Origin of the sequence: Halomonas sp. 11-S5 (genome assembly GCF_029889825.1) — a bacterium.
Classification (GTDB): Bacteria; Pseudomonadota; Gammaproteobacteria; order Pseudomonadales; family Halomonadaceae; genus Halomonas.
The window spans coordinates 37,466-56,330 of the sequence record NZ_JARANW010000003.1 but is presented as its reverse complement, the minus strand read 5'-3'; the positions used below and the strand labels follow the sequence as shown (position 1 = coordinate 56,330).

Annotated in this window: 21 protein-coding genes; 10 read left to right on the top strand and 11 right to left on the bottom strand. The window is 66.9% G+C overall.

Annotation, left to right across the window (positions count from 1 at the left end; genetic code table 11):
• Positions 1–39 precede the first annotated feature (39 nt).
• A complete protein-coding gene (gene sufB, locus OP497_RS03280) occupies positions 40–1,482 on the bottom strand; it encodes a Fe-S cluster assembly protein SufB (protein ID WP_280546508.1) in 1,443 nt (480 codons plus the stop codon).
• A 70-nt stretch (positions 1,483–1,552) separates the two neighbouring features.
• The gene (locus OP497_RS03275; protein WP_280546506.1) at positions 1,553–2,014 is read right to left on the bottom strand and encodes an SUF system Fe-S cluster assembly regulator; all 462 of its coding nucleotides are present in this window, start codon (positions 2,012–2,014) and stop codon (positions 1,553–1,555) included.
• Between the two features lie 393 nt (positions 2,015–2,407).
• On the opposite strand from OP497_RS03275, the gene OP497_RS03270 reads away from it, so the two are divergent.
• From OP497_RS03270 to OP497_RS03240, 7 genes are all read left to right on the top strand, one after another.
• Positions 2,408–3,073, top strand: coding sequence for an ABC transporter permease (locus OP497_RS03270; RefSeq protein ID WP_280546504.1), 666 nt, complete (start codon positions 2,408–2,410; stop codon positions 3,071–3,073).
• A gap of 39 nt (positions 3,074–3,112) precedes the next feature.
• Positions 3,113–4,273: an ABC transporter ATP-binding protein gene (locus OP497_RS03265; protein WP_280546503.1), complete on the top strand. Its 1,161-nt coding sequence runs from the start codon at positions 3,113–3,115 to the stop codon at positions 4,271–4,273.
• 4 nt (positions 4,274–4,277) lie between these two features.
• Positions 4,278–5,009: an ABC transporter permease gene (locus tag OP497_RS03260; RefSeq protein WP_280546502.1), complete on the top strand. Its 732-nt coding sequence runs from the start codon at positions 4,278–4,280 to the stop codon at positions 5,007–5,009.
• 49 nt (positions 5,010–5,058) lie between these two features.
• Positions 5,059–5,940 carry a glycine betaine ABC transporter substrate-binding protein gene (locus OP497_RS03255; protein WP_280546500.1) on the top strand — a complete coding sequence of 294 codons (882 nt, stop codon included), beginning with the start codon at positions 5,059–5,061 and terminating at the stop codon, positions 5,938–5,940.
• Between the two features lie 91 nt (positions 5,941–6,031).
• Positions 6,032–6,874 carry a nitrilase-related carbon-nitrogen hydrolase gene (locus OP497_RS03250; RefSeq protein ID WP_280546499.1) on the top strand — a complete coding sequence of 281 codons (843 nt, stop codon included), beginning with the start codon at positions 6,032–6,034 and terminating at the stop codon, positions 6,872–6,874.
• A 22-nt stretch (positions 6,875–6,896) separates the two neighbouring features.
• Positions 6,897–7,805, top strand: coding sequence for a complex I NDUFA9 subunit family protein (locus OP497_RS03245; protein WP_280546498.1), 909 nt, complete (start codon positions 6,897–6,899; stop codon positions 7,803–7,805).
• A 56-nt stretch (positions 7,806–7,861) separates the two neighbouring features.
• Positions 7,862–8,839, top strand: a complete 978-nt coding sequence (locus tag OP497_RS03240) for a ribose-phosphate pyrophosphokinase (protein ID WP_280546497.1) — start codon at positions 7,862–7,864, stop codon at positions 8,837–8,839.
• 51 nt (positions 8,840–8,890) lie between these two features.
• Here OP497_RS03240 and OP497_RS03235 read toward each other — a convergent pair whose 3' ends face one another.
• From OP497_RS03235 to OP497_RS03215, 5 genes are all read right to left on the bottom strand, one after another.
• A complete protein-coding gene (locus OP497_RS03235) occupies positions 8,891–9,937 on the bottom strand; it encodes a phosphotransferase (RefSeq protein ID WP_280546496.1) in 1,047 nt (348 codons plus the stop codon).
• A 31-nt stretch (positions 9,938–9,968) separates the two neighbouring features.
• Positions 9,969–10,310 (bottom strand): zinc ribbon domain-containing protein YjdM, encoded by a 342-nt coding sequence (locus OP497_RS03230; RefSeq protein WP_280546494.1) that lies wholly within the window; start codon positions 10,308–10,310, stop codon positions 9,969–9,971.
• Positions 10,311–10,454: 144 nt separating this feature from the next.
• Positions 10,455–10,988, bottom strand: coding sequence for a lactoylglutathione lyase (gene gloA / locus OP497_RS03225; RefSeq protein ID WP_280546492.1), 534 nt, complete (start codon positions 10,986–10,988; stop codon positions 10,455–10,457).
• A 75-nt stretch (positions 10,989–11,063) separates the two neighbouring features.
• Positions 11,064–12,647: a GMC family oxidoreductase gene (locus OP497_RS03220; protein ID WP_280546491.1), complete on the bottom strand. Its 1,584-nt coding sequence runs from the start codon at positions 12,645–12,647 to the stop codon at positions 11,064–11,066.
• 54 nt (positions 12,648–12,701) lie between these two features.
• Complete coding sequence (locus OP497_RS03215) at positions 12,702–13,292, bottom strand: twin-arginine translocation signal domain-containing protein (RefSeq protein WP_280546490.1); 591 nt, start codon at positions 13,290–13,292, stop codon at positions 12,702–12,704.
• A gap of 238 nt (positions 13,293–13,530) precedes the next feature.
• Between OP497_RS03215 and OP497_RS03210 the strand changes: the two genes are divergently transcribed.
• The 3 genes from OP497_RS03210 to OP497_RS03200 all read left to right on the top strand — a co-directional run bounded on the left by OP497_RS03210 (position 13,531) and on the right by OP497_RS03200 (position 15,789).
• A complete protein-coding gene (locus OP497_RS03210) occupies positions 13,531–13,815 on the top strand; it encodes a ribbon-helix-helix domain-containing protein (protein WP_280546489.1) in 285 nt (94 codons plus the stop codon).
• 90 nt (positions 13,816–13,905) lie between these two features.
• Complete coding sequence (locus tag OP497_RS03205; protein WP_280546487.1) at positions 13,906–14,544, top strand: DsbA family protein; 639 nt, start codon at positions 13,906–13,908, stop codon at positions 14,542–14,544.
• Positions 14,545–14,634: 90 nt separating this feature from the next.
• The gene (locus tag OP497_RS03200) at positions 14,635–15,789 is read left to right on the top strand and encodes a histone deacetylase (RefSeq protein WP_280546486.1); all 1,155 of its coding nucleotides are present in this window, start codon (positions 14,635–14,637) and stop codon (positions 15,787–15,789) included.
• 79 nt (positions 15,790–15,868) lie between these two features.
• Here OP497_RS03200 and OP497_RS03195 read toward each other — a convergent pair whose 3' ends face one another.
• The 4 genes from OP497_RS03195 to OP497_RS03180 form a co-directional block, all read right to left on the bottom strand.
• Positions 15,869–16,333 carry a host attachment protein gene (locus tag OP497_RS03195; protein ID WP_280546484.1) on the bottom strand — a complete coding sequence of 155 codons (465 nt, stop codon included), beginning with the start codon at positions 16,331–16,333 and terminating at the stop codon, positions 15,869–15,871.
• A gap of 65 nt (positions 16,334–16,398) precedes the next feature.
• A complete protein-coding gene (locus OP497_RS03190) occupies positions 16,399–16,902 on the bottom strand; it encodes an Hsp20/alpha crystallin family protein (protein ID WP_280546483.1) in 504 nt (167 codons plus the stop codon).
• A gap of 198 nt (positions 16,903–17,100) precedes the next feature.
• Positions 17,101–17,538, bottom strand: coding sequence for a nucleoside deaminase (locus OP497_RS03185; RefSeq protein WP_280546481.1), 438 nt, complete (start codon positions 17,536–17,538; stop codon positions 17,101–17,103).
• A 182-nt stretch (positions 17,539–17,720) separates the two neighbouring features.
• On the bottom strand, positions 17,721–18,479 hold the full coding sequence (locus tag OP497_RS03180; protein ID WP_280546480.1) for a VIT1/CCC1 transporter family protein: 759 nt from the start codon (positions 18,477–18,479) through the stop codon (positions 17,721–17,723).
• Between the last annotated feature and the right edge of the window lie 386 nt (positions 18,480–18,865).

Here is an 18,865-nt window from a genome sequence, read left to right as displayed (position 1 = left end):
TGACCTTTTCGCGAATCCGGAGAAATGCGCGAGCGGCGCCTAACCCACCGCACCCTCGAGGGTGACATTGAGCAGCGCCTCGGCCTCCACGGCGAACTCCATCGGCAGCTCCTGGAAGACGTCCTTGCAGAAGCCGTTGACGATCATGCTGACCGCATCCTCCTCGGAGATGCCTCGGCTCTGACAGTAGAAGAGCTGGTCCTCGCCGATCTTGGAAGTGGTCGCCTCGTGCTCGACGGTGGCCGTGCTGTTGCCGATCTCCTGGTAGGGGAAGGTATGGGCGCCGCACTGGTCGCCGATCAGCAGCGAGTCGCACTGGGTGTAGTTGCGCGCGCCCTTGGCCCGCGGACCCACCTTCACCAGGCCGCGATAGGACTGGTTGCTGCGCCCGGCGGAGATGCCCTTGGAGATGATGCTCGAGCGGGTGCCCTCGCCGATGTGGATCATCTTGGTGCCGGTATCGGCCTGCTGGCGGCCGTTGGTCACCGCCACGGAGTAGAACTCGCCGATGCTGTCCTTGCCGCGCAGCACGCAGGAGGGGTACTTCCAGGTGATCGCCGAGCCGGTCTCGACCTGAGTCCAGCTGATGCGCGAGCGGTCGCCGCGGCAATCGCCACGCTTGGTGACGAAGTTGAAGATGCCGCCCTTGCCATCTTCGTCGCCGGGGTACCAGTTCTGCACCGTGGAGTACTTGATGTAGGCATCCTCGAGCGCCACCAGCTCCACCACCGCCGCATGCAGCTGGTTCTCGTCGCGCTGCGGCGCGGTACAGCCCTCCAGGTAGGAGACCTGGGCACGGCTCTCGCAGACGATCAGGGTGCGCTCGAACTGACCGGTATTGGCGGCGTTGATGCGGAAGTAGGTGGAGAGCTCCATCGGGCAGGTCACGCCTTCCGGGACGAAGACGAAGGAGCCGTCGGTGAACACCGCCGAGTTGAGCGCCGCGAAGTAGTTGTCGCCCTGGGGCACCACGCTGCCCAGGTACTGCCGGACCAGCTCCGGGTAGTCGCGGATCGCCTCGGAGATGGAACAGAAGATCACGCCCGCCTCGTGAAGCTTCTCCTTGAAGGTGGTGGTCACCGAGACGGAGTCGAACACGGCATCCACCGCCACGCCGGCCAGCGCCGCCCGCTCGTGCAGGGGAATGCCAAGCTTCTCGTAGGTCTCGAGCAGCTTGGGATCCACCTCGTCGAGGCTCTGGGGACGGTCCTCATCACGCTTGGGCGCGCTGTAGTAGGAGATCGCCTGGTAGTCGATCGGCGGATAGTCCAGGTGAGCCCAGGAGGGCGGCGTCATCTTCAGCCACTGGTGGTAGGCCTTCAGGCGCCACTCCAGCATCCACGCCGGCTCGCCCTTCTTGTTCGAGATGAAGGCGATGGTGCTCTCGTCCAGGCCGGGCGGTACCGTGTCGCTCTCGATGTCGGTCACGAAGCCTTCCTTGTACTCGCGACGGACAAGCTGTTCCATTTCCTGACTTGCCATGATGTGTCCCCTCCCGGGCGGTTGGGTCGGCGAGCGAAGCTCGCCACGGGTAGTGAAATGCTCGAGTGCGTCAGGCCTCGGCGGCCAGATTCACGCTCTGAATGGGCAGCTGCACCGGCAGCTTGATCGGGCTGGTGTCGGCCAGGTGGGCCAGGGTCACGCTGTCGAGCAGGGTGCGGATGGCCAGCGAGACCCGCTGCCAGTTGTCGGCGACCCCGCAGGTGGCGGCCAGGTCGCAGTCGCCGCCGGCCTGGCTGCACTCGGTCATCGCCACCGGCCCCTCGATGGCGGAGATGATGTCGCTGGCGGTGATCCGGGACGCCGGACGCGCCAGCGAGTAGCCGCCCTGGGCGCCGCGTCGCGACTCCAGCAGCCCGGCACGCACCAGCATCTTCAGGGTCTTGCTGACCGTGGGATGGGGCAGCTGGACCGCCTCGGCGAGCTCCGCCGCGGCCTGGGGCTGCTCCGGGTGACGGGCAATCTGCGCCATCACCACGGCGGCGTAGTCGGTCAGCCGCGAAAGCTTGAGCAAGGCCTGACTCCCCGGGGGCATTTCCCCCTCAGATTCGATTGGGGACCATTTTAGTCCTGTATGATTTTGATGTGAAGCCCCGCCGCTAAATCGAGCGGATCGCAGCACGTTCACGGACGTTGCCGACAATAACGATAATCAGTCCCATTTGAAGGATCTAGCAGGCGCAGCCGGCTTCCCGGGAGGCATCAGCACTCCCAATTCGACTCATTGCGCATCCTCATTCTCGGAAAAACAAATAGATAGGGCGCTCTGCTATGCTGTGACGCCTCGCATGGGGCAATTCGTCGCCCCCCTCGCCCCTTTCCGCGACATCGTCACACCTTGGCACCGCAGGGTCGTTGCCCGGCGGCTATGCTTGCCAAGGGACCGGGGCTCGCAAGGAGAAACGACGTGGAACTGATTCTTTACGCACTGGACAACATTGACTTGCTGCTCACGCGGAGCCTCGAGCATATTTCCCTGGTGGGCGTGGCCGTCGGGATTGCCACCCTCACCGGGGTGCCGATCGGCATCGCCATCACCAAGAACGAGCAAGCCGCACGTATCGTGCTGTATGTGGCCTCGATCATCGTCACCATCCCCTCCATTGCCCTGTTCGGCATCATGATTCCAGTGCTCTCCCTGATCGGCCACGGTATCGGCTATGTGCCGGCGGTCATCGCCGTGCTGCTCTACTCCCAGCTACCGATCATTCGCAACACCTATACCGCCATCAACAACGTCGACCCGGCCCTGCGCGAGGCGGCCCGGGGAATCGGCATGAGTCCGAACCAGCGGCTGCGGCGGGTGGAGATCCCGCTGGCGGTACCCGTGATCATGGCTGGGGTCCGTACCGCCGTGGTGCTCAACATCGGCGTGATGGCGATCGCCGCCTATATCGGCGCCGGAGGCCTGGGCACCTTCATCAGCCGGGGAATCTCCCAGTCGGATCCGCGCCAGCTGATCGTCGGCGCCGTGGCGGTGAGCCTGCTGGCCATCATCGTCGATTACAGCCTGCTCTACGTTCAGAAGCGCCTGACGCCCAGGGGCATGGAGCTCGACACCTCCACCGCCTGAGGACAAGCCCCTGACGACCGAGACGACAAGGACATCCCAATGATCGAACTCGATAACCTGACCAAGGTCTTCGACACGCCCAAGGGTGCGGTGGTCGCCGCCGACCACATCAGCATGAAGGTGCCCAGCGGCGAGATCTGCATCCTGCTCGGCCCCTCGGGCTGCGGCAAGACCACCACCCTGAAGATGATCAACCGCATCGTGCAGCCGACCTCCGGCAAGGTGTTCATCAACGGTGAGGACACCACCGGCATGAACACCCAGGACCTGCGCCGCAACATCGGCTATGTGATCCAGCAGATCGGTTTGTTCCCCAACATGACCATCGAGGAGAACATCACGGTGGTGCCCCAGCTGCTGGGCTGGGACAAGGCCCGCTACCGGGAACGTGCCCGGGAACTGATGGCGATGATCTCCATGGAACCCGACGCCTTCCTCAAGCGCTTTCCCAGCGAGCTCTCCGGCGGCCAGCAGCAGCGCATCGGGGTGGCTCGAGCGCTCGCCGCCGACCCGCCGGTGATGCTGATGGACGAGCCCTTCGGCGCCATCGACCCCATCAATCGGGCCGTGATACAGGACGAGTTCCTCAAGATGCAGCAGGAACTGAAGAAGACCATCATGTTCGTCAGCCACGACATCGACGAGGCAATCAAGATGGGCGACCGGGTGGCGATATTCCGCGAGGGCAAGCTGGTGCAGCACGCCTCGCCCGACGACCTGCTGGCCGCGCCGAAGAATGCCTTCGTCGAGTCCTTCCTCGGCGAGGACCGCGCGCTCAAGCGGCTCAACCTGGTCAAGGTGCACGAGGTGGTCTCCGACGAGATCGCCACGGTGAGCCCCGGCGACACCCTGGAGACGGCGCTGGCCCGCATCGACGACTACGGCTACCAGAACGCCATCCTGATGGTGAACGACCAGCGCCAGCCGGTGGGCCTGATCACCCGGGCCAAGGCGCGCACCACCAAGGGCTACTGTCGTGACCACTACGAGAACGTCCCGGGCACGGTGACCCTGGACGACGACCTGCGCAAGGTCGCCTCGCTGATGTTTTCTCAGGACGCCACCTGGCTGCCCTGCGTGGACGATGACGGTCGTGTCTGCGGCCAGATCACCCAGCGTGCCATGACGCATCACCTCGGTTCACGCTTCCGTGCCCGCGAGGCCGCCACCCGGAATCCCGACAGCGCCGTCAAGGAGTGAGCCGATGCCCATCCAGAGCCTGAAAGGGGCCCTGCGTGCACTCCTGCTGGTGACGATCTTCTTCGCCGGGGTGTGGAGCCAATCGACCGGGGTCATCGATGACTTCATCTTCTATCTGCCCGACGTGCAGTACCTGGCTGTCCAGCACCTGTGGCTGACGGTGATCTCCGGCAGCCTGGCGATCCTGGCAGCCATCCCGCTGGGCATCGTGCTGTCGCGCCCCAGCATGACCCGCTGGGCGGAATCGCTGATGCAGGTGCTCAACGTCGGCACCACCATCCCCACACTCGCGGTGCTGGCACTCTCCATGAGCTTCCTGGGCATCGGCACGGTACCGGCGGTCTTCGGGCTGTTCGTCGCCACCCTGCTGCCGATCACCCGCAACACCTATACCGGGCTCAAGGGGGTCGATCCCGCGCTGATGGAGGCCGCCGCCGGCATTGGCATGTCGTCGAACCAGCGCCTGCTCCGCGTGGAACTGCCCAACGCCCTCTACGTGATCTTCGCAGGTATGCGCACCGCCCTGACCATCAACGTGGGCACCGTGCCGCTGGCCTTCCTGATCGGTGCCGGGGGGCTGGGTGAGCTGATCTTCACCGGCATCGACCTGTACGATCCGGTGATGATGCTGGCCGGTGCCATCCCCACCGCCCTGCTGGCGATCATCGTCGATGCCCTGATCGCCACCGTCGCCTATCTAGTGGTGCCGCGCGGGGTCAACCCGTCGCGCGCCTGATCATTCGAAACGTGCTACACCATTTCAAGGCACACGAGGAGAAGACCCCATGAAACGCCTGATGACCACCCTGTCCGGCCTGGCCCTGGCCGGTGCCATGACCACCGCCGGCGCCGCCGAGATCACCGTCGGGGGCAAGAACTTCACCGAGCAGCAGATCCTCTCCAACATGACCACTCAGTATCTGGAGGGGCTCGGCTACGATGTGGAGAATCGCTCCGGCATGGGCTCCGCCGTGCTGCGACAGGCCCAGGAGAATGGCCAGATCGATCTCTATTGGGAGTACACCGGCACCTCGCTGATCAACTACAACGACGTCACCGAGCGCCTGTCGCCGGAGGAGACCTACGCGCGGGTCAAGGAGCTCGACGCCGAGAAGGGCCTGGTATGGCTGGAGCCCTCCAATGCCAACAATACCTACGCCCTGGCCATGCGCGAGGAGGACGCCGAGGAGCGTGGCATCGCCACCCTCTCCGGCCTGGCCCAGGCGGTCAATGACGGCGAGGAGCTGACCTTCGCCCTGAACGCGGAATTCTATGCCCGCGAGGACGGCTGGCGGCCGCTGCAGGAGGCCTATGACTTCAGCGTCGACCGCGGCGACGTCAAGCGCATGGACTCCGGCCTGGTCTACCCGGCCCTGCGCGACGGCGATGTCGAGGTCGGCCTGGTCTTCGCCACCGACGGTCGCATCCCCGCCTTCGACTTCCGAGTCCTCGAGGACGACCAGGGCTACTTCCCGGCCTATGCCCTGACCCCGGTGGTGCGCCAGGAGACCCTGGAAGAAAATCCCGAGCTCGCCGAGCAGATGAACGCGCTGTCGGCGCTGCTTGACGACGCGACCATGGCCGAGCTCAACGCACGGGTCGACGTCGAACGGGAGAACATCGAAGACGTGTCCCAGTCCTTCCTCGAGGACAACGAGTTGCTGTGACGCGCCCCGACATGGCTGGCATAATGCCGGCCATTGCCTACGGCAAGGAAGGCCGCCCACGGGTGGCCTTCCCTCTTTCTAGGGGGATGAGATGCACTATCAGGACAGACTCAGGGTCGGCGCCGCCCAGATCAACACCACCCTTGGCGAGGTGGATGCCAACCTGGCGCAGCATCTCGACACCATTCAGGACGCCTGCGATCAAGGCGTTGAGCTACTGGTCTTCCCCGAGCTCTCGCTGACCGGCTACGGCCTGGGCAGCCGGGTGATGCAGGTGGCCATGCCACTGGAGGACCCGCGCCTGCGCGAGCTGGCCCTGGCCTGCCGCGAGATGCAGACGGTGGTGGGCTTCGTCGAGGAAGCGAGTCCCGGCGAGTACTACAACGCCCTGGCCATCCTCCAGGACGGTGAGATCGCCGCGGTGCACCGCAAGCTGAACCTGCCCACCTACGGCGGTCTCGAGGAGGGCAAGTGGTTCACCCACGGCAGCGCGCTCACCCATACCCCGGTGCGCCCCGGCTGGTCGGCCACCCAGCTGATCTGCGCCGACCTGTGGAACCCGGCACTGGTCCATGCCGCCCTGCTGCCCCGTCCCACGGTGCTCTGCGCGCCGATCAACTCGGCCTCGGGCATCGTCAGCGATGACTTCTCCAACGAGCAGAACTGGGCCCTGAACGTGCGCTTCTACGCCATGACCTACGGCACGCCGGTGATCATGGCCAACCGCTTCGGCCCCGAGGGCCAGAGCCACTTCTGGGGCGGGTCGCGCATCCTCGGCCCGCGCGGCGAGTTGCTCGCCGAGGCCGAGGAAGGCGAGATGCTGATCACCGCCGAGCTGTCACGCACCGCCATCGCCCGGGCCCGCTTCGAGCTGCCCACCCACCGCGATGCCGATACGCCGCTGGTGCGCGAGCTGATGGCCGGCTACCGTTGAGCGGCCACGCTGGAGGACGATGATGCGCGAGGGTCCGGTCACGGTCTTCGGCGGCACCGGCTTTCTCGGCGACGCCATCGCCCGGGAGCTGATCGAGGCCGGCCGCGGGGTGCGTATCGCCGCCCGCCACCCGGCCCTGCCCGCCTGGCTGGAAGACGGCGATCCGGTGGAACTCGCCACCGCCGACCTGCGCGACGAGGCGAGCATCGATGCGGCCCTCGAGGGCGCCAGCGCCGTGGTCAATGCCGTCAGCCTCTATGTGGAAACACGCGATGCCAGCTTCGAGGCCATCCATGTCACGGGGGCCAGGCGGCTGGCCAGCCGAGCCCGGGCGGCGGGCATCGAGCGGCTGGTGCTGGTCTCGGGGATCGGCTCTCGTCGCGACTCGGCCTCGGCCTATGTGCGGGCCCGCGCCCGGGGCGAGGACGCGGTACTCCAGGCCATGCCCAAGGCGATCATCGTGCGGCCCAGCGTGCTGTTCGGCCCCGGGGATGCCTTCCTCACCGGCCTGGAGGGCCTCACCCGGCTTCCGCTGGTCCCGCTTTTCGGTCGCGGCACGACCCGGCTGCAGCCGGTACATGTAACAGATGTGGCGCGGGCCATCGCCCGGCTCACCGGCCACCCCGCCACCGCACGGCGCCTCTTCGAGTTCGGCGGCCCCGAGGTACTGAGCTACCGCGAGATCCTCGCGACGCTGCTCGCCCACCTGCAGCGCGAGCGGCCGCTGGTGCCGCTCCCCTTCCTCGCCTGGCGACTGATGGCGGCCCTGGCCGCCTGGCTGCCCGGCCCGCCGTTGACGCGCGACCAGGTGATCCTGATGCAGACGGACAACGTCGCCGACGAGGACATCGGCGGCTTCCACGACCTGGGCATCCTGCCCCATTCGCTGCGCGAGAGCCTGCCAAGCTGCCTGTCCGCTTCCGGCTCCTGATCCCCACCCAACTGCGTGCTCGCCAGGTTCGGGACCCAGCGTCTATGCTGCAGGGCATGAAACTCTTCTCCCTCAATCCCAGCCGAGCCTTCGGCGAGAAGGTGGCACAGGCGCTTGGCATCTCGCTTGCCGAACACGAGGAACGCGACTTCGAGGACGGCGAGCACAAGGCGCGACCACTGGAAAGCGTGCGTGGCGAGGATGTCTACGTCCTGCAGAGCCTCAATGGCGACCCGGAGCAGGGAGTCAACGAACGGCTCTGCCGGTTGCTGTTCTTCCTGGGCACCGTCCGCGACGCGGGAGCCCGGCGGGTGACTGCCGTGATTCCCTATATGGCCTATGCGCGCAAGGACCGCCGGACCAAGCCCCGCGACCCGCTCACCTCCCGCTATCTGGCCATGCTGCTGGAGGCCATGGGCATCGACGCCGTCATGACACTGGATGTGCACAATCCCGCGGCCTTCCAGAACGCCTTCCGCTGCCCTACCCATACTCTCGATACCCGTCGCCTGTTCGCCGATCACATGCGGGAGCGCTGCGGCAACGGACCGGTGGTGGTGGCCTCCCCCGACCCGGGCGGCGTGAAGCGAGCGCAGGGCTTCAGGGAAATGCTCGAGCCCATGCTGGGTCGCGAGGTCGGCTCGGCCTACATGGAGAAACGCCGCAGCGAGGGCAAGGTCAGCGGCACCCTGCTGACCGGCGAGGTCGAAGGGGCCAGGGTGCTGGTCGTGGATGACCTGATCAGCACGGGCGGCACCCTGCTGCGCGCCGCCCGGGCCTGCCTGGACCGGGGCGCAAAGGAGGTATACGGCCTGGCGGCACATGGCCTCTTCGTCGGTGATGCCGACCGGGTGGTCAGTGACCCGCAGCTGACAAAGCTTGTCGTTACCGACACCGTACCGCCGACCCACCTCGATGCCGGGGTGGCCAGCCGACACCTGGAGGTGGTCAGCGCCGCCCCGCTCTTTGCCGAGGCGATTCGCCGCGTCCATGAGAATGGCTCGCTCACCGAACTGCTCGAGGGCCCTTCGTAACACCAGCCCCCTCCTTGCCCCGGTGGCCAGGGATCCGTACAGGGCCCCTCGCTAGTCCAGTTCACGACAGGCCCGCAGCCCCAACGCCAGATACTCCCTGGCCTGCGGCTCCCACTTCTCCGGGGTGCGCGGGTCCGGCTCGAGCAGGTGGCAAAGGGACAGTCGTGCCCTGAGGCAGGCACGATAGGCCGTATAGAAGGCCAGCAACAACTTTCCTGGCCGGTCCCGGAGCGTCCGGGCGCATTCGCTGACCAGTCGCTCGAGAATCCAGGCAGCCCCGAGTCGCTCGCACTCCAGGCCCAGGAAACACAGTTCGTCGAAGGGGTCCACCAGCCGCAGGGGACGGCTGAATTCGAGGCAATCGATGACAACGGGGGGCTCGGAGAGGCAGACATGCTCGGGGCGCAGGTCACCATGCCCCTCGACGATCCGTCCCTGGCGAGGGCGATCCCCCAGCAGGTCGGGCTCTTCCTCGAGCAGGCGGTCGAGACGGTCGAGCATGGCCGCCACTCCATCGCTTGCCAGGGAGAACCGGGTATCGGCGATGACCTCGCGGTTGCGGTCGAGCTCGCGCTTGAAACGGTCAAGGTAGGAGGCTACCGGCATCTCGACCGGCTCGAGCCCCTGATAGAAGGCGGCGAGCCGTCGAGCGACCCGGGTCACCCTGGCCCCGGTGACGGTGCCCCGAAACAGCGCCGCATCCAGCATGAGATGCTCGGGCAACCGCTTCATCACGACCAGCCAGTCGACCACTTCGCCCCCACCATCGAGCACCAGCCGGCCCGCGGGATCGAACCGCAAGGCCGCCACCCGGAGGTAGACCTCCGGCGCCAGGCGACGGTTGAGCCGGACCTCCTCGTAGCAGAGCAGCTCGCGGTCGCGCAGGAAGTGACAATCACGATGCTTGTACTCGACGGGTTTCTTGAGCTTGTAGACGCGCTCCCCCACCAGGAAGACCCAGGCCATATGGGTCTCCCGGACATCGACCTCATCCTCGAACCCGGGGTAAGCCCGGGCACTCGACAGGAACGCGACCTTGTCCCGGAGCGAGACATCGTTTGCGGCCGCATCAGCCTTGTGGAGTGAATCCTCGGCCATGGGGGGCACCTCCCGTCGTGGCGAGAGGGTATCACACCTTTTTGACGAACCCGGACTTGAGCTTCATGGCCCCGATGCCCTCGATCTTGCAGTCGATGTCATGGTCGCCGTCGACCAGGCGGATGCCCTTGACCTTGGTCCCGACCTTCACCACCGAGGAGCTGCCCTTGACCTTGAGATCCTTGATCACCGTGACGGTGTCGCCGTCGGCCAGGGGGTTGCCATTGGCATCGCGGACCACCGCCTCGTCCTCGGCTGGCTCGGCACCGGCATCCCTCGACCACTCGTGGCCGCACTCCGGGCAGACGAGCTGGAGGCCGTCGTCGTAGGTGAATTCGGAGCCGCACTCGGGGCAGTTGGGCAGGTCACTCATGATCGGGTCCTGTGCTGTGAACGAGGGCGGCAAGCCTACACCGACCGGCCCCGCCGCTCCAGTCCGGCCATCGCCGGGGCGCGCCCATGGCGGGCCGCCCCTCCGAGCTGGAAGCCCAGAACGTTGCCGCCAGGTAGGCCGGGCTCAGTCGCCCAGGGCGGCGAGCCGATCAGCCTGGACCACCTCGATCCAGTAGCCGTCGACATCCTTGACGAAGACCACGTCCTTCATCTTGCCCTGGTCCGAGCGCTTGACGAACTCCACCTGGTTGGCGTCGAACCAGGCCTCGGCCGCCTCCAGGTCCGGCACCGAGAAGCAGATGTGGCCGAAGCCCTGGGGCTCGGCATTGCCATCGTGATAGATCCGACCCTCCTGGCTCTCGGTCCCCCAGTTGTGGGTCAGTTCCAGCACGCCACGCTGGCTGAAGGTCCAGACGGTTCGCTCGCCCGCATCCTCGGGAACAGCCTCGCCGGCTTCCGGCTGGGCCAGGAAGTAGAGCGAGAACTGCATCTCCTCGAAGTCGAGCCGGCGCAGCACGCGCATGCCGAACACCCGGGTATAGAAGCCCAGCGATGCCTCGGGGTCCTTGACCCTGAGCATGGTGTGGTTGAGGCGAAAGCCCTCGGCCTCGGGGGGCGGCGCCTGGACGCCGGGATACTGCTCACCTGCAAAGCTCATGTCGCAACTCCTTGATCGATGACGTGAATTGACGAGAGACGCGCCTGATGCTGCCAGGCGCGTCACGGGCGCGCGTCAGACCTCGCCCTGCCGTATCCGCTGGCCGATGTGCTCGGCCTGGCGGATGGCCAGCGAGACAATGGTCAGGGTGGGGTTCTCCGACGCAGAGGTCGTGAACTGGCTGCCATCCGAGATGAACAGGTTGGGAATCTCGTGGGCCTGGCCGTAACCATTGCAGACGCCGTCCTCGGGTCGCTCGCTCATCCGGCAGGAGCCGAGGTTATGGGTCGAGGGATACGGCGGCACCTCGTAGATGTCCCTGGCGCCCACCGAGCGGTAGAGCTCGGCGCCCTGACGGTAGCCGTACTCGCGCATGGCGATGTCATTGGGATGGTCGTCGTAGTGAACGTTGGCCACCGGCAGGCCGTAGCGGTCAGTCACCTCGGTGTTGAGCGTAATCCGGTTGCTCTCCTGGGGCAGGTCCTCGCCCACCAACCACATGCCGGCCATGTTCTCGTACTGGTCGAGCGCGCCGGTGAAGCGTGGCCCCCAGGCACCAGGGTCGAGGAAGGCCGCCATGAAGGGAAGGCCCAGCGACAGGGTCTCCATCTCATAGCCACCGACGAAGCCTCGAGCGGGGTCATGGTGGGCCTCGTCGGAGATGATGCCGGCCATGGTGGTGCCGCGATACATGTGCACGGGCTCCTCGAAGGTGGCGTAGACCGAGCCGGTCATGTGACGCATGTAGTTGCGTCCCACCTGGCCCGAGGAGTTGGCGAGCCCCTCCGGGAACATCGTGCTGGCCGAATTGAGCAGCAGGCGCGGCGTCTCGATGGAGTTGCCGGCCACCGCCACGAGCCGCGCCTTCTGACGCTGCTCCTTGCCTGCGGCATCGAAGTAGACCACCGCCGTGACCTTGCCAGTGTCATCGTGCTCGATGCGCGCCACGTGAGACTCGGGCCGAAGTTCCAGGTGGCCGGTGGCAATCCCCTCCGGCAGCTCGGTATAGAGCGTCGACCACTTGGCGCCGGTCGTGCAGCCCTGGAAGCAGAAGCCGCGCTGCTGGCAGGCGGCACGTCCGTCGCGCGGTGCGCTGTTGATGGCCATATGGCCGGTGTTGCACGAATAGCCGAGGTTCTTGGCGCCGTTATACATCACCTTGAAGTTGTTGTTGCCGGGCAACCCCTTGTTGCCGTTGGTCCGGGTCACCCCCATGCGCCGTTCGGCGCGGTCGTAGTAGGGGGCCAGGTCGTCGTAGGTGAGCGGCCAGTCGAGCAGGTTGGCACCCTCGATATTTCCGTAATTCGTCAGTGCCGCGAACTCATGGGGCTGAATGCGCAGGCTCGCCCCCGCCCAGTGCACGGTGGTGCCACCCACCGACTTGACGATCCAGGCCGGCAGGTTGGGAAAGTCCCTGGCCAGGCGGAAGCTGCCCGAGGTGGTGCGGGGATCGAGCCAGGCGAGCTGGGCGAAGGAGGCCCACTCGTCGGCCAGGAAGTCACCGGTCGTGTGCAGGGCACCGGCCTCCAGCACCACCACGTCGATGCCCTGCTGGGCCAACTCGTTGGCCAGGGTCCCGCCCCCGGCACCCGATCCGATCACCACCACGACGCTGTCGTCATCGTGGGCGAAGGTCTTCTGGTTGTCGGTCATTGCCATCTTGGCGTCTCCACATGCGTTGTTGTTCTGGTCGTCGATCGCTCGGCGGCCCCGTCAGGCCGTGGGTTCCTCGAAGGGCAGGTAGCCGCCCTCGGGCTGGGGCGGGTCAGGCAGCCAGGTGAGGTCATTGAAGCCTTTGGTCAGGTAGCCGCCGTCGCCCTCCGCGCCCTCATAGCCGAAGTGGGCGAAGGCCAGGGGATTGTCGTAGAGCGAGACCACCGCATCGCCACGGATGGCCTCGAAGAAGGGCGTGCCGGCCATGGGAGCGAGGTGCTCGAGCCGCCCGGCATTGTCCAGCGCCAGAAAGTCACCACCGGCGGCGGCATCCAGCTCAGCGATGCCTTCGTCAAGGGTATGACCCAGGACGCTCCTCTGGTCCAGGTTATCCGCTGCCTGGGTCTTGCGATCCAGGCTCTTTACGACATAGGCGTAGACGGCGTCCTCGAGATCGGGATGGGGAAAGATCTGCCGCGTGACGGCCAGCAGGACCTCGCCCTGGCGGGTCGTCAGGTTGTCGAGCGGCATCGCCCAGCTGCGCGAGGGCGCCAGCAGCGCGATGGGGCCGCTGGCGAAGGCCAGGGTGCCGGCCAGAACGCCGCCACTCGCCTTGAGAAAGACGCGGCGGGAAATATTGGGTGAACTCATCGCTGACCTCTCCGGGGTGGATGGCGCAGCGCCCCCAGAAGGTGAGCCGCGCATTGCCTCTTGTTGTAGGGTGGCCCAGGTACCGACCACCTAACTTGAGAGTAGGCGCAAGCGGTGTCGGCCGGGTAACAGCGGGTTACTACATCGACGATGGTCTAATGCTCATGGGTGGCCACAGCAGGCAAGGTCGAACGAGCCGGGACGGATCCGGCACCTTGTTTCCTGCGGAGTGAAAACCATGTGCCACGTCTATGCCTCCACCGACCCCCACCGCTACGAATGCACCACCCGCTCGCTGCGCCTGCAGGGCAGCGTGACCAGCGTGCGGCTCGAGAACGAGTTCTGGGAGATCCTCGACCACCTTGCCCACGACCAGCAGCTCTCCACCGGGCAGTTCATCAGCGAGCTCTACGGCGAGGTGATGGCGACCAAGGGTGCGGTGCCCAACCTCACCTCCATGCTGCGGGTCGCCTGCGCCGTGCACCTGCACATTCGCGCCGAACCCGCCGCCTGCAGTGCCTGAGACCGCCCTTCCCGCCCCTCCTGCCGGGGTTGCCTGTGGGCGACCGGCTGTTACCCTGTCGTACCCTGCCGCAACGCCCCAGGAGGCCCGATGACCCGGCCGCGCATCACCCTCGACGTCTTCAGCGACTTCGTCTGCCCCTTCTGCTACCTGGAGGTCCCGGAGCTCGACGCCCTGGAAGAGCACTTCGGCGACGTCGTGGCGATCCGCTGGCGCGCCTTCGAGCTGCGCCCCGAGCCCGAACCGACCCTCGACCCCGACGGCGACTACCTGCACGACACCTGGGAACGGGCGGTCTATCCGATGGCCGCGGAGCGCGGCATGACCCTGCGCCTGCCCCGCCTGCAGCCCCGTTCACGGCTGGCCCACGAGGCCAGTGCCTGGGCCCGGACGCAGGAGGTCGTCCGGCCCGGGGCCGACGGCGCCATGCGCACGGCGCTGTTCCGCGGCTTCTTCGAGGAGAGCCTCGACCTGGCCGACCCCGAGGCACTGGTCCGCGTGGCGCAGACGCTCGAGCTGGATGGTCAGGCCCTGCGCCAGGCCCTGGCGCAGGGCCAGTTCCGCCAGCAGGTACGGATCGACCAGCAGACCGCCCGGGAGCTCGGCATCGGCGGGGTGCCGGGCCTGCGCTTCTCGCTGGATGGGGAGCACGCCGGCGTGCTCGAGGGTGCCCAGCCGCGCCGCCAGCTGTTGCTGGCGGTGGAACGCCTGCTCGATGCCGCGCGCTGATGTGACGGGCCATTCCCCCCCCGGCGCCATCCCCCTGATATGCTGTAGCCAGGTCTCGCCCGTATGTTGCGCACAACAGGAAGCCTTGCAGTGGCCGAACAGAACAGCGTGATCGCCTTCTATGACGAGCGGATGCTGGCCCATGAACCGGATATCGAGGTGCCCTTCCTGCCGGGGCGCATGGACAAGCGAGTCCGCTCCCTGCTGTCGGGCCTGGGCGTCCCCTGGAAGTATCCCGAACACCCCGCCCGTCTCACCGCCATCCGGCACCTGCTGGAACTCGAACCGCTCCCCGGGGTGATCTTCGAGGCCGGCATGCCGGCCACTCGCGAGCAGCTGGGGCGCGTCCACACCAACTCCTACCTGAACAGCATCTACCAGCTGCGCGGCAAGAGCGCCTGGCTGGACGTGGATACCACGGCCGTGTCACCCGGCAGCGTCGATGCCGCCGAGGTGGCAGCCGGCACGGCGATCGCCGCCGTCGAGGCCGTGGTAGCGGGGCGCGCCGAGAGCAGCTTCGCGCTGGTCAGGCCCCCCGGCCACCATGCCGAGCCGGTGCGGGCCCGCGGCTTCTGCCTCTTCAACAACGTGGCGGTGGCGGCCGCCCATGCCCGGGCGGCGCTGGGCTGTCAGCGGGTCATGATCGTCGACTGGGATGCCCATCACGGCAACGGTACCCAGGACATCTTCTGGGCCGACCCGGATGTGCTGTTCTTCGATATCCACCGTGCCGCTCCCTTCTATCCCGGCACGGGGAGTCTCGAGGAGGTCGGGGTGGGCCTCGGGGAAGGCGCCATCGTCAATGTGCCGCTGCCTGCCGATGCCGGCGACGCCGCCTATCTCAAGGCCTTCCGCGAGATCCTGGTACCGGCGGCCGAGTGGTTCCGACCCGACCTGATCCTGGTCTCGACAGGGTTCGATCCCCACAGCCATGACCTGGCGCTGAACGTGTCCTATGACGGTTTTGCCGCCATGACCGGCATCCTGCAGCGCCTGGCACGCCGGCAGTGCGGAGGAAGGCTGGTCTTCGTGCTGGAAGGCGGCTACAACCTGATATCGCTGTCGCGCGGCGTCAGGTCGGTACTCCAGGTGCTGGCCGGCGATGAGCCACGGGAACCCGGCCTGCGCGGTCTTGTCGAGGTGGAGGCCGCGGCGGCCTTCCATCGCAGTGCCTTCGTCACCGAACCGGATGCACCGAGCACTCCACCCGACGCCGGTTCGGACGGGCCATCAGGCACGACATGAGTTGAGCGGCTTCATTGCTCGGCTTGCCATTCGAGCACCCGCCGGTCAGGGCCATCGTGCCGTACCCGGGTCTCGGCCCCTAGCCCTGCGAGGAAAGCGGGGCCCGGGGCAGTCGCTCCGGCAGGTGGGCCCGGATCTCGTCGCGGCTCAGTGCCGTGAGGTCCTTGTGCAGTTCGAGCACGACGCGCTTCGCGACAGCATCGGGCAACGTCTCGCGCAGCAGCCCCAGGAAGCGCGGCGTGGCGCTGATGATCAGGTGCCGATAGGCGCCGTCATGCAGGCCGGCCGCCAGGCGCTCCCCCACCTCATGGGCGAAGCGGATCGCCTCCTGCTCCTTGGGCGAATGGTGCTTGCCCATGGCATGGCGCCCCTCGCCCATGGAATCGAAGGCGCGTCCCGGGCTGTCGGCATTCAAGTCCTGGTCATGCAGGCGGCCCTCGGGATTGGCCAGGTCCTCCACCTCCTCCAGCGGCCCTCTCTGGTCGGACGCCGAGAAGAGCCGTGCCCGTGCCTGATCGGCGACTACTACCCAGATGGTATCCATGTCGTTCCCTCACGCGAGGGGAGCCGGCAGGCCGGGGTCCCGGGCCTGCCGGTCATCCCGGATGGTTACTTGACCTCGATCTTGCGGCGATTGGCCTGCTTGAGCTTGGGCAGCGTCAGCTCGAGGACGCCGTTCTTGAAGCTGGCAGCCGCCTTGTCGGCATCGATCTCGCTGGGCAGGGCCACCGTCCGGGTGAAGGAACCGCGGGAGATCTCGGAGTGGAAGTACTCACCCTCCTCCTTCTTGCTCTCCTCACGGTGATCGCCCTTGAGGGTCACCGCGCCGTCGGTCACCGAGACGTCGAGTTCCTCGCGCTCGAAACCCGGGACCTCGGCGCGCACCACCACCTCGGCATCGCGGTCGATGACATCGACCTTCGGCATGCCCTTCTCGAAGGCGGCGAAGCGCTGCCAGAGGGGATGCTCCCAGCGCGAGGGCATCCAGCCGCGGTCGAAGAAACTATCGAGCATCCGATCGAACTCCCGGAACGGGCTCATCGCCCGGGACTCCGACGGCTGGGAAGTTTTCTCGGTCGAGACCGGGACATCCTTGGACGCTTTCTTGGCCATGGCGATGACTCCTGTGATGCAGGTCAGCAATTCGGATCAGGAATGGCGTGGCCCATGGGAACTCGAGGAGCCGGATACCGGCAATCACCAGCTGTCACTCCTCGAGCAGGCCCGCCTCATCCTCAAAGGTAGTCCAGCCCTGCCCGGCCGACTTGACCCAGATCAGCATGATTCTCGTCATGCCCTTGCGAGCAGGCGCTACTCGCCGATGTCCTCGTGCCACAGTTCGGGCGAGGCGGCGATGAAGCCCTCCATCAGCGCGATGCACTCGGGATCCTGGAGCACCTCCACCTCGACGCCGCGCTCCCGCAGCAGGGCCTCCTCGCCCAGAAAGGTGCGGTTCTCGCCGACCACCACCTTGGGGATGCCGTAGAGCAGGATGGCGCCACTGCACATCGGGCAGGGCGAGAGGGTGGTGTAGAGGATGCTCTCGCGGTAGGTCTCGGCCGGATGGCGCCCGGCGTTCTCCAGGGCATCCATCTCGCCGTGCAGCACCGCGCTGCCCAGCTGCACGCGACGATTGTGGCCACGTCCGATGACCACTCCGCGGTGCACCAGCACCGAGCCGATGGGGATGCCGCCCTCCTCGAGGCCATGGCGGGCCTCCTCGAGCGCGGCCTGCATGAAGCGATCCATTCGTTGACTCCCTAGCGTGGCGGTACCACCCAGCCTACGCCGCCCTGGCCGGAGCATGCCAGCCACCAGGCCACCCCGTCCCGCTCACCCTCGCGAGGCTCGTGAGTGACTCGGGTGGCCGGTTCGTCGCCAGCGCGACCCCGCAGACCAAATCGACTGAACCCAACGTGGTCAGGGGAGAGCTACGGCGCCACGCCGAACAGCGCCTGCGCCAGGTGGCCGGTGAGGTAGGCCAGCCCCGCCGCGGCGGCACCGATCAGCAGGGTTCGTAGCCCCGACTTGAGCACCGGCTGGTGGTAGACCAGGCTCTTGCCCATGCCGATCAGGAAGAACATCAGCCCGGCTACCGCCAGGCTCGCCAGGAACTGCCGGGTGGTATCCAGCCCCGGCATCGCATAGGGCAGTAGCGGCATGGCGCCCACCACCAGGAAGGCGAGGAAGGTGGCCAGTGCCGAGCGCAGCGGGCTCAGCCCCACGGTCTGCAGGCCATGCTCCTCGGAGACCATGGTCTCCACCCACACCTCGCGGTCGCTGCAGATGGTCTCCACCACCCGCTCCAGGGTCTCGCCGGCGAACCCCTTGCGCTGGAAGATCTGGCGGATCTCCTCGCGCTCGCCCTCCGGCACCTCGTCGATATGGTGGTGCTCGGTGCGACGCACCCCCTCGACATGCTCGCGCTGGGCCTGGATCGCCTCGTAGTTGCTGACCGCCATGCTGAAGCCGTCGGCCAGCAGGTTGGCGACCCCCAGCACCAGCGCCACCGTGGACGAGAACCCCGCGCCGAAGGCCCCGGAGACCACCGCGAAGGTGGTCACGCAGCCGTCGATGCCGCCGAGGATGGCATCGGGCAGGTGCCGGAACCGGGAGGGGGCGCGCAGCCGCCGCTCGATCACCTCCGGGCGATGCTCGTGCTCCAGCGCCTCGCGCCGCCGATCGTTCATGGGGCCTCCCGTCGCTGGGTGATTCATCCTGGCTCCAGCTTGGCACAGCCGGCCCGAGACGGGTAAGCCGACATCCCGTTCCCGAAGGATGCACCATACTGACAGCGCAATACGGCACGGCGAGGCGGGCGATTTCATCGCGTCTCCCGACTACCCCGGACTGATGCTACCGCGCCGGGTGGAGGACCCGCTGCCCGACTGGTGGCGCTACCCCGATCCTCTGGGTGATACTGGGCGAGGGCGAGGTGACCGTGCGGGTCGGCCGCTCGCGGCTGGGTGAGGTGCACCAGACGATCCCGATCCCCGGGGAACCCGGTGCACCGGGCCCTGGCTGAGCAACCGCGACGCCTCACCCCATGCGACGGGTCATGCCCCCCAACGGGAGG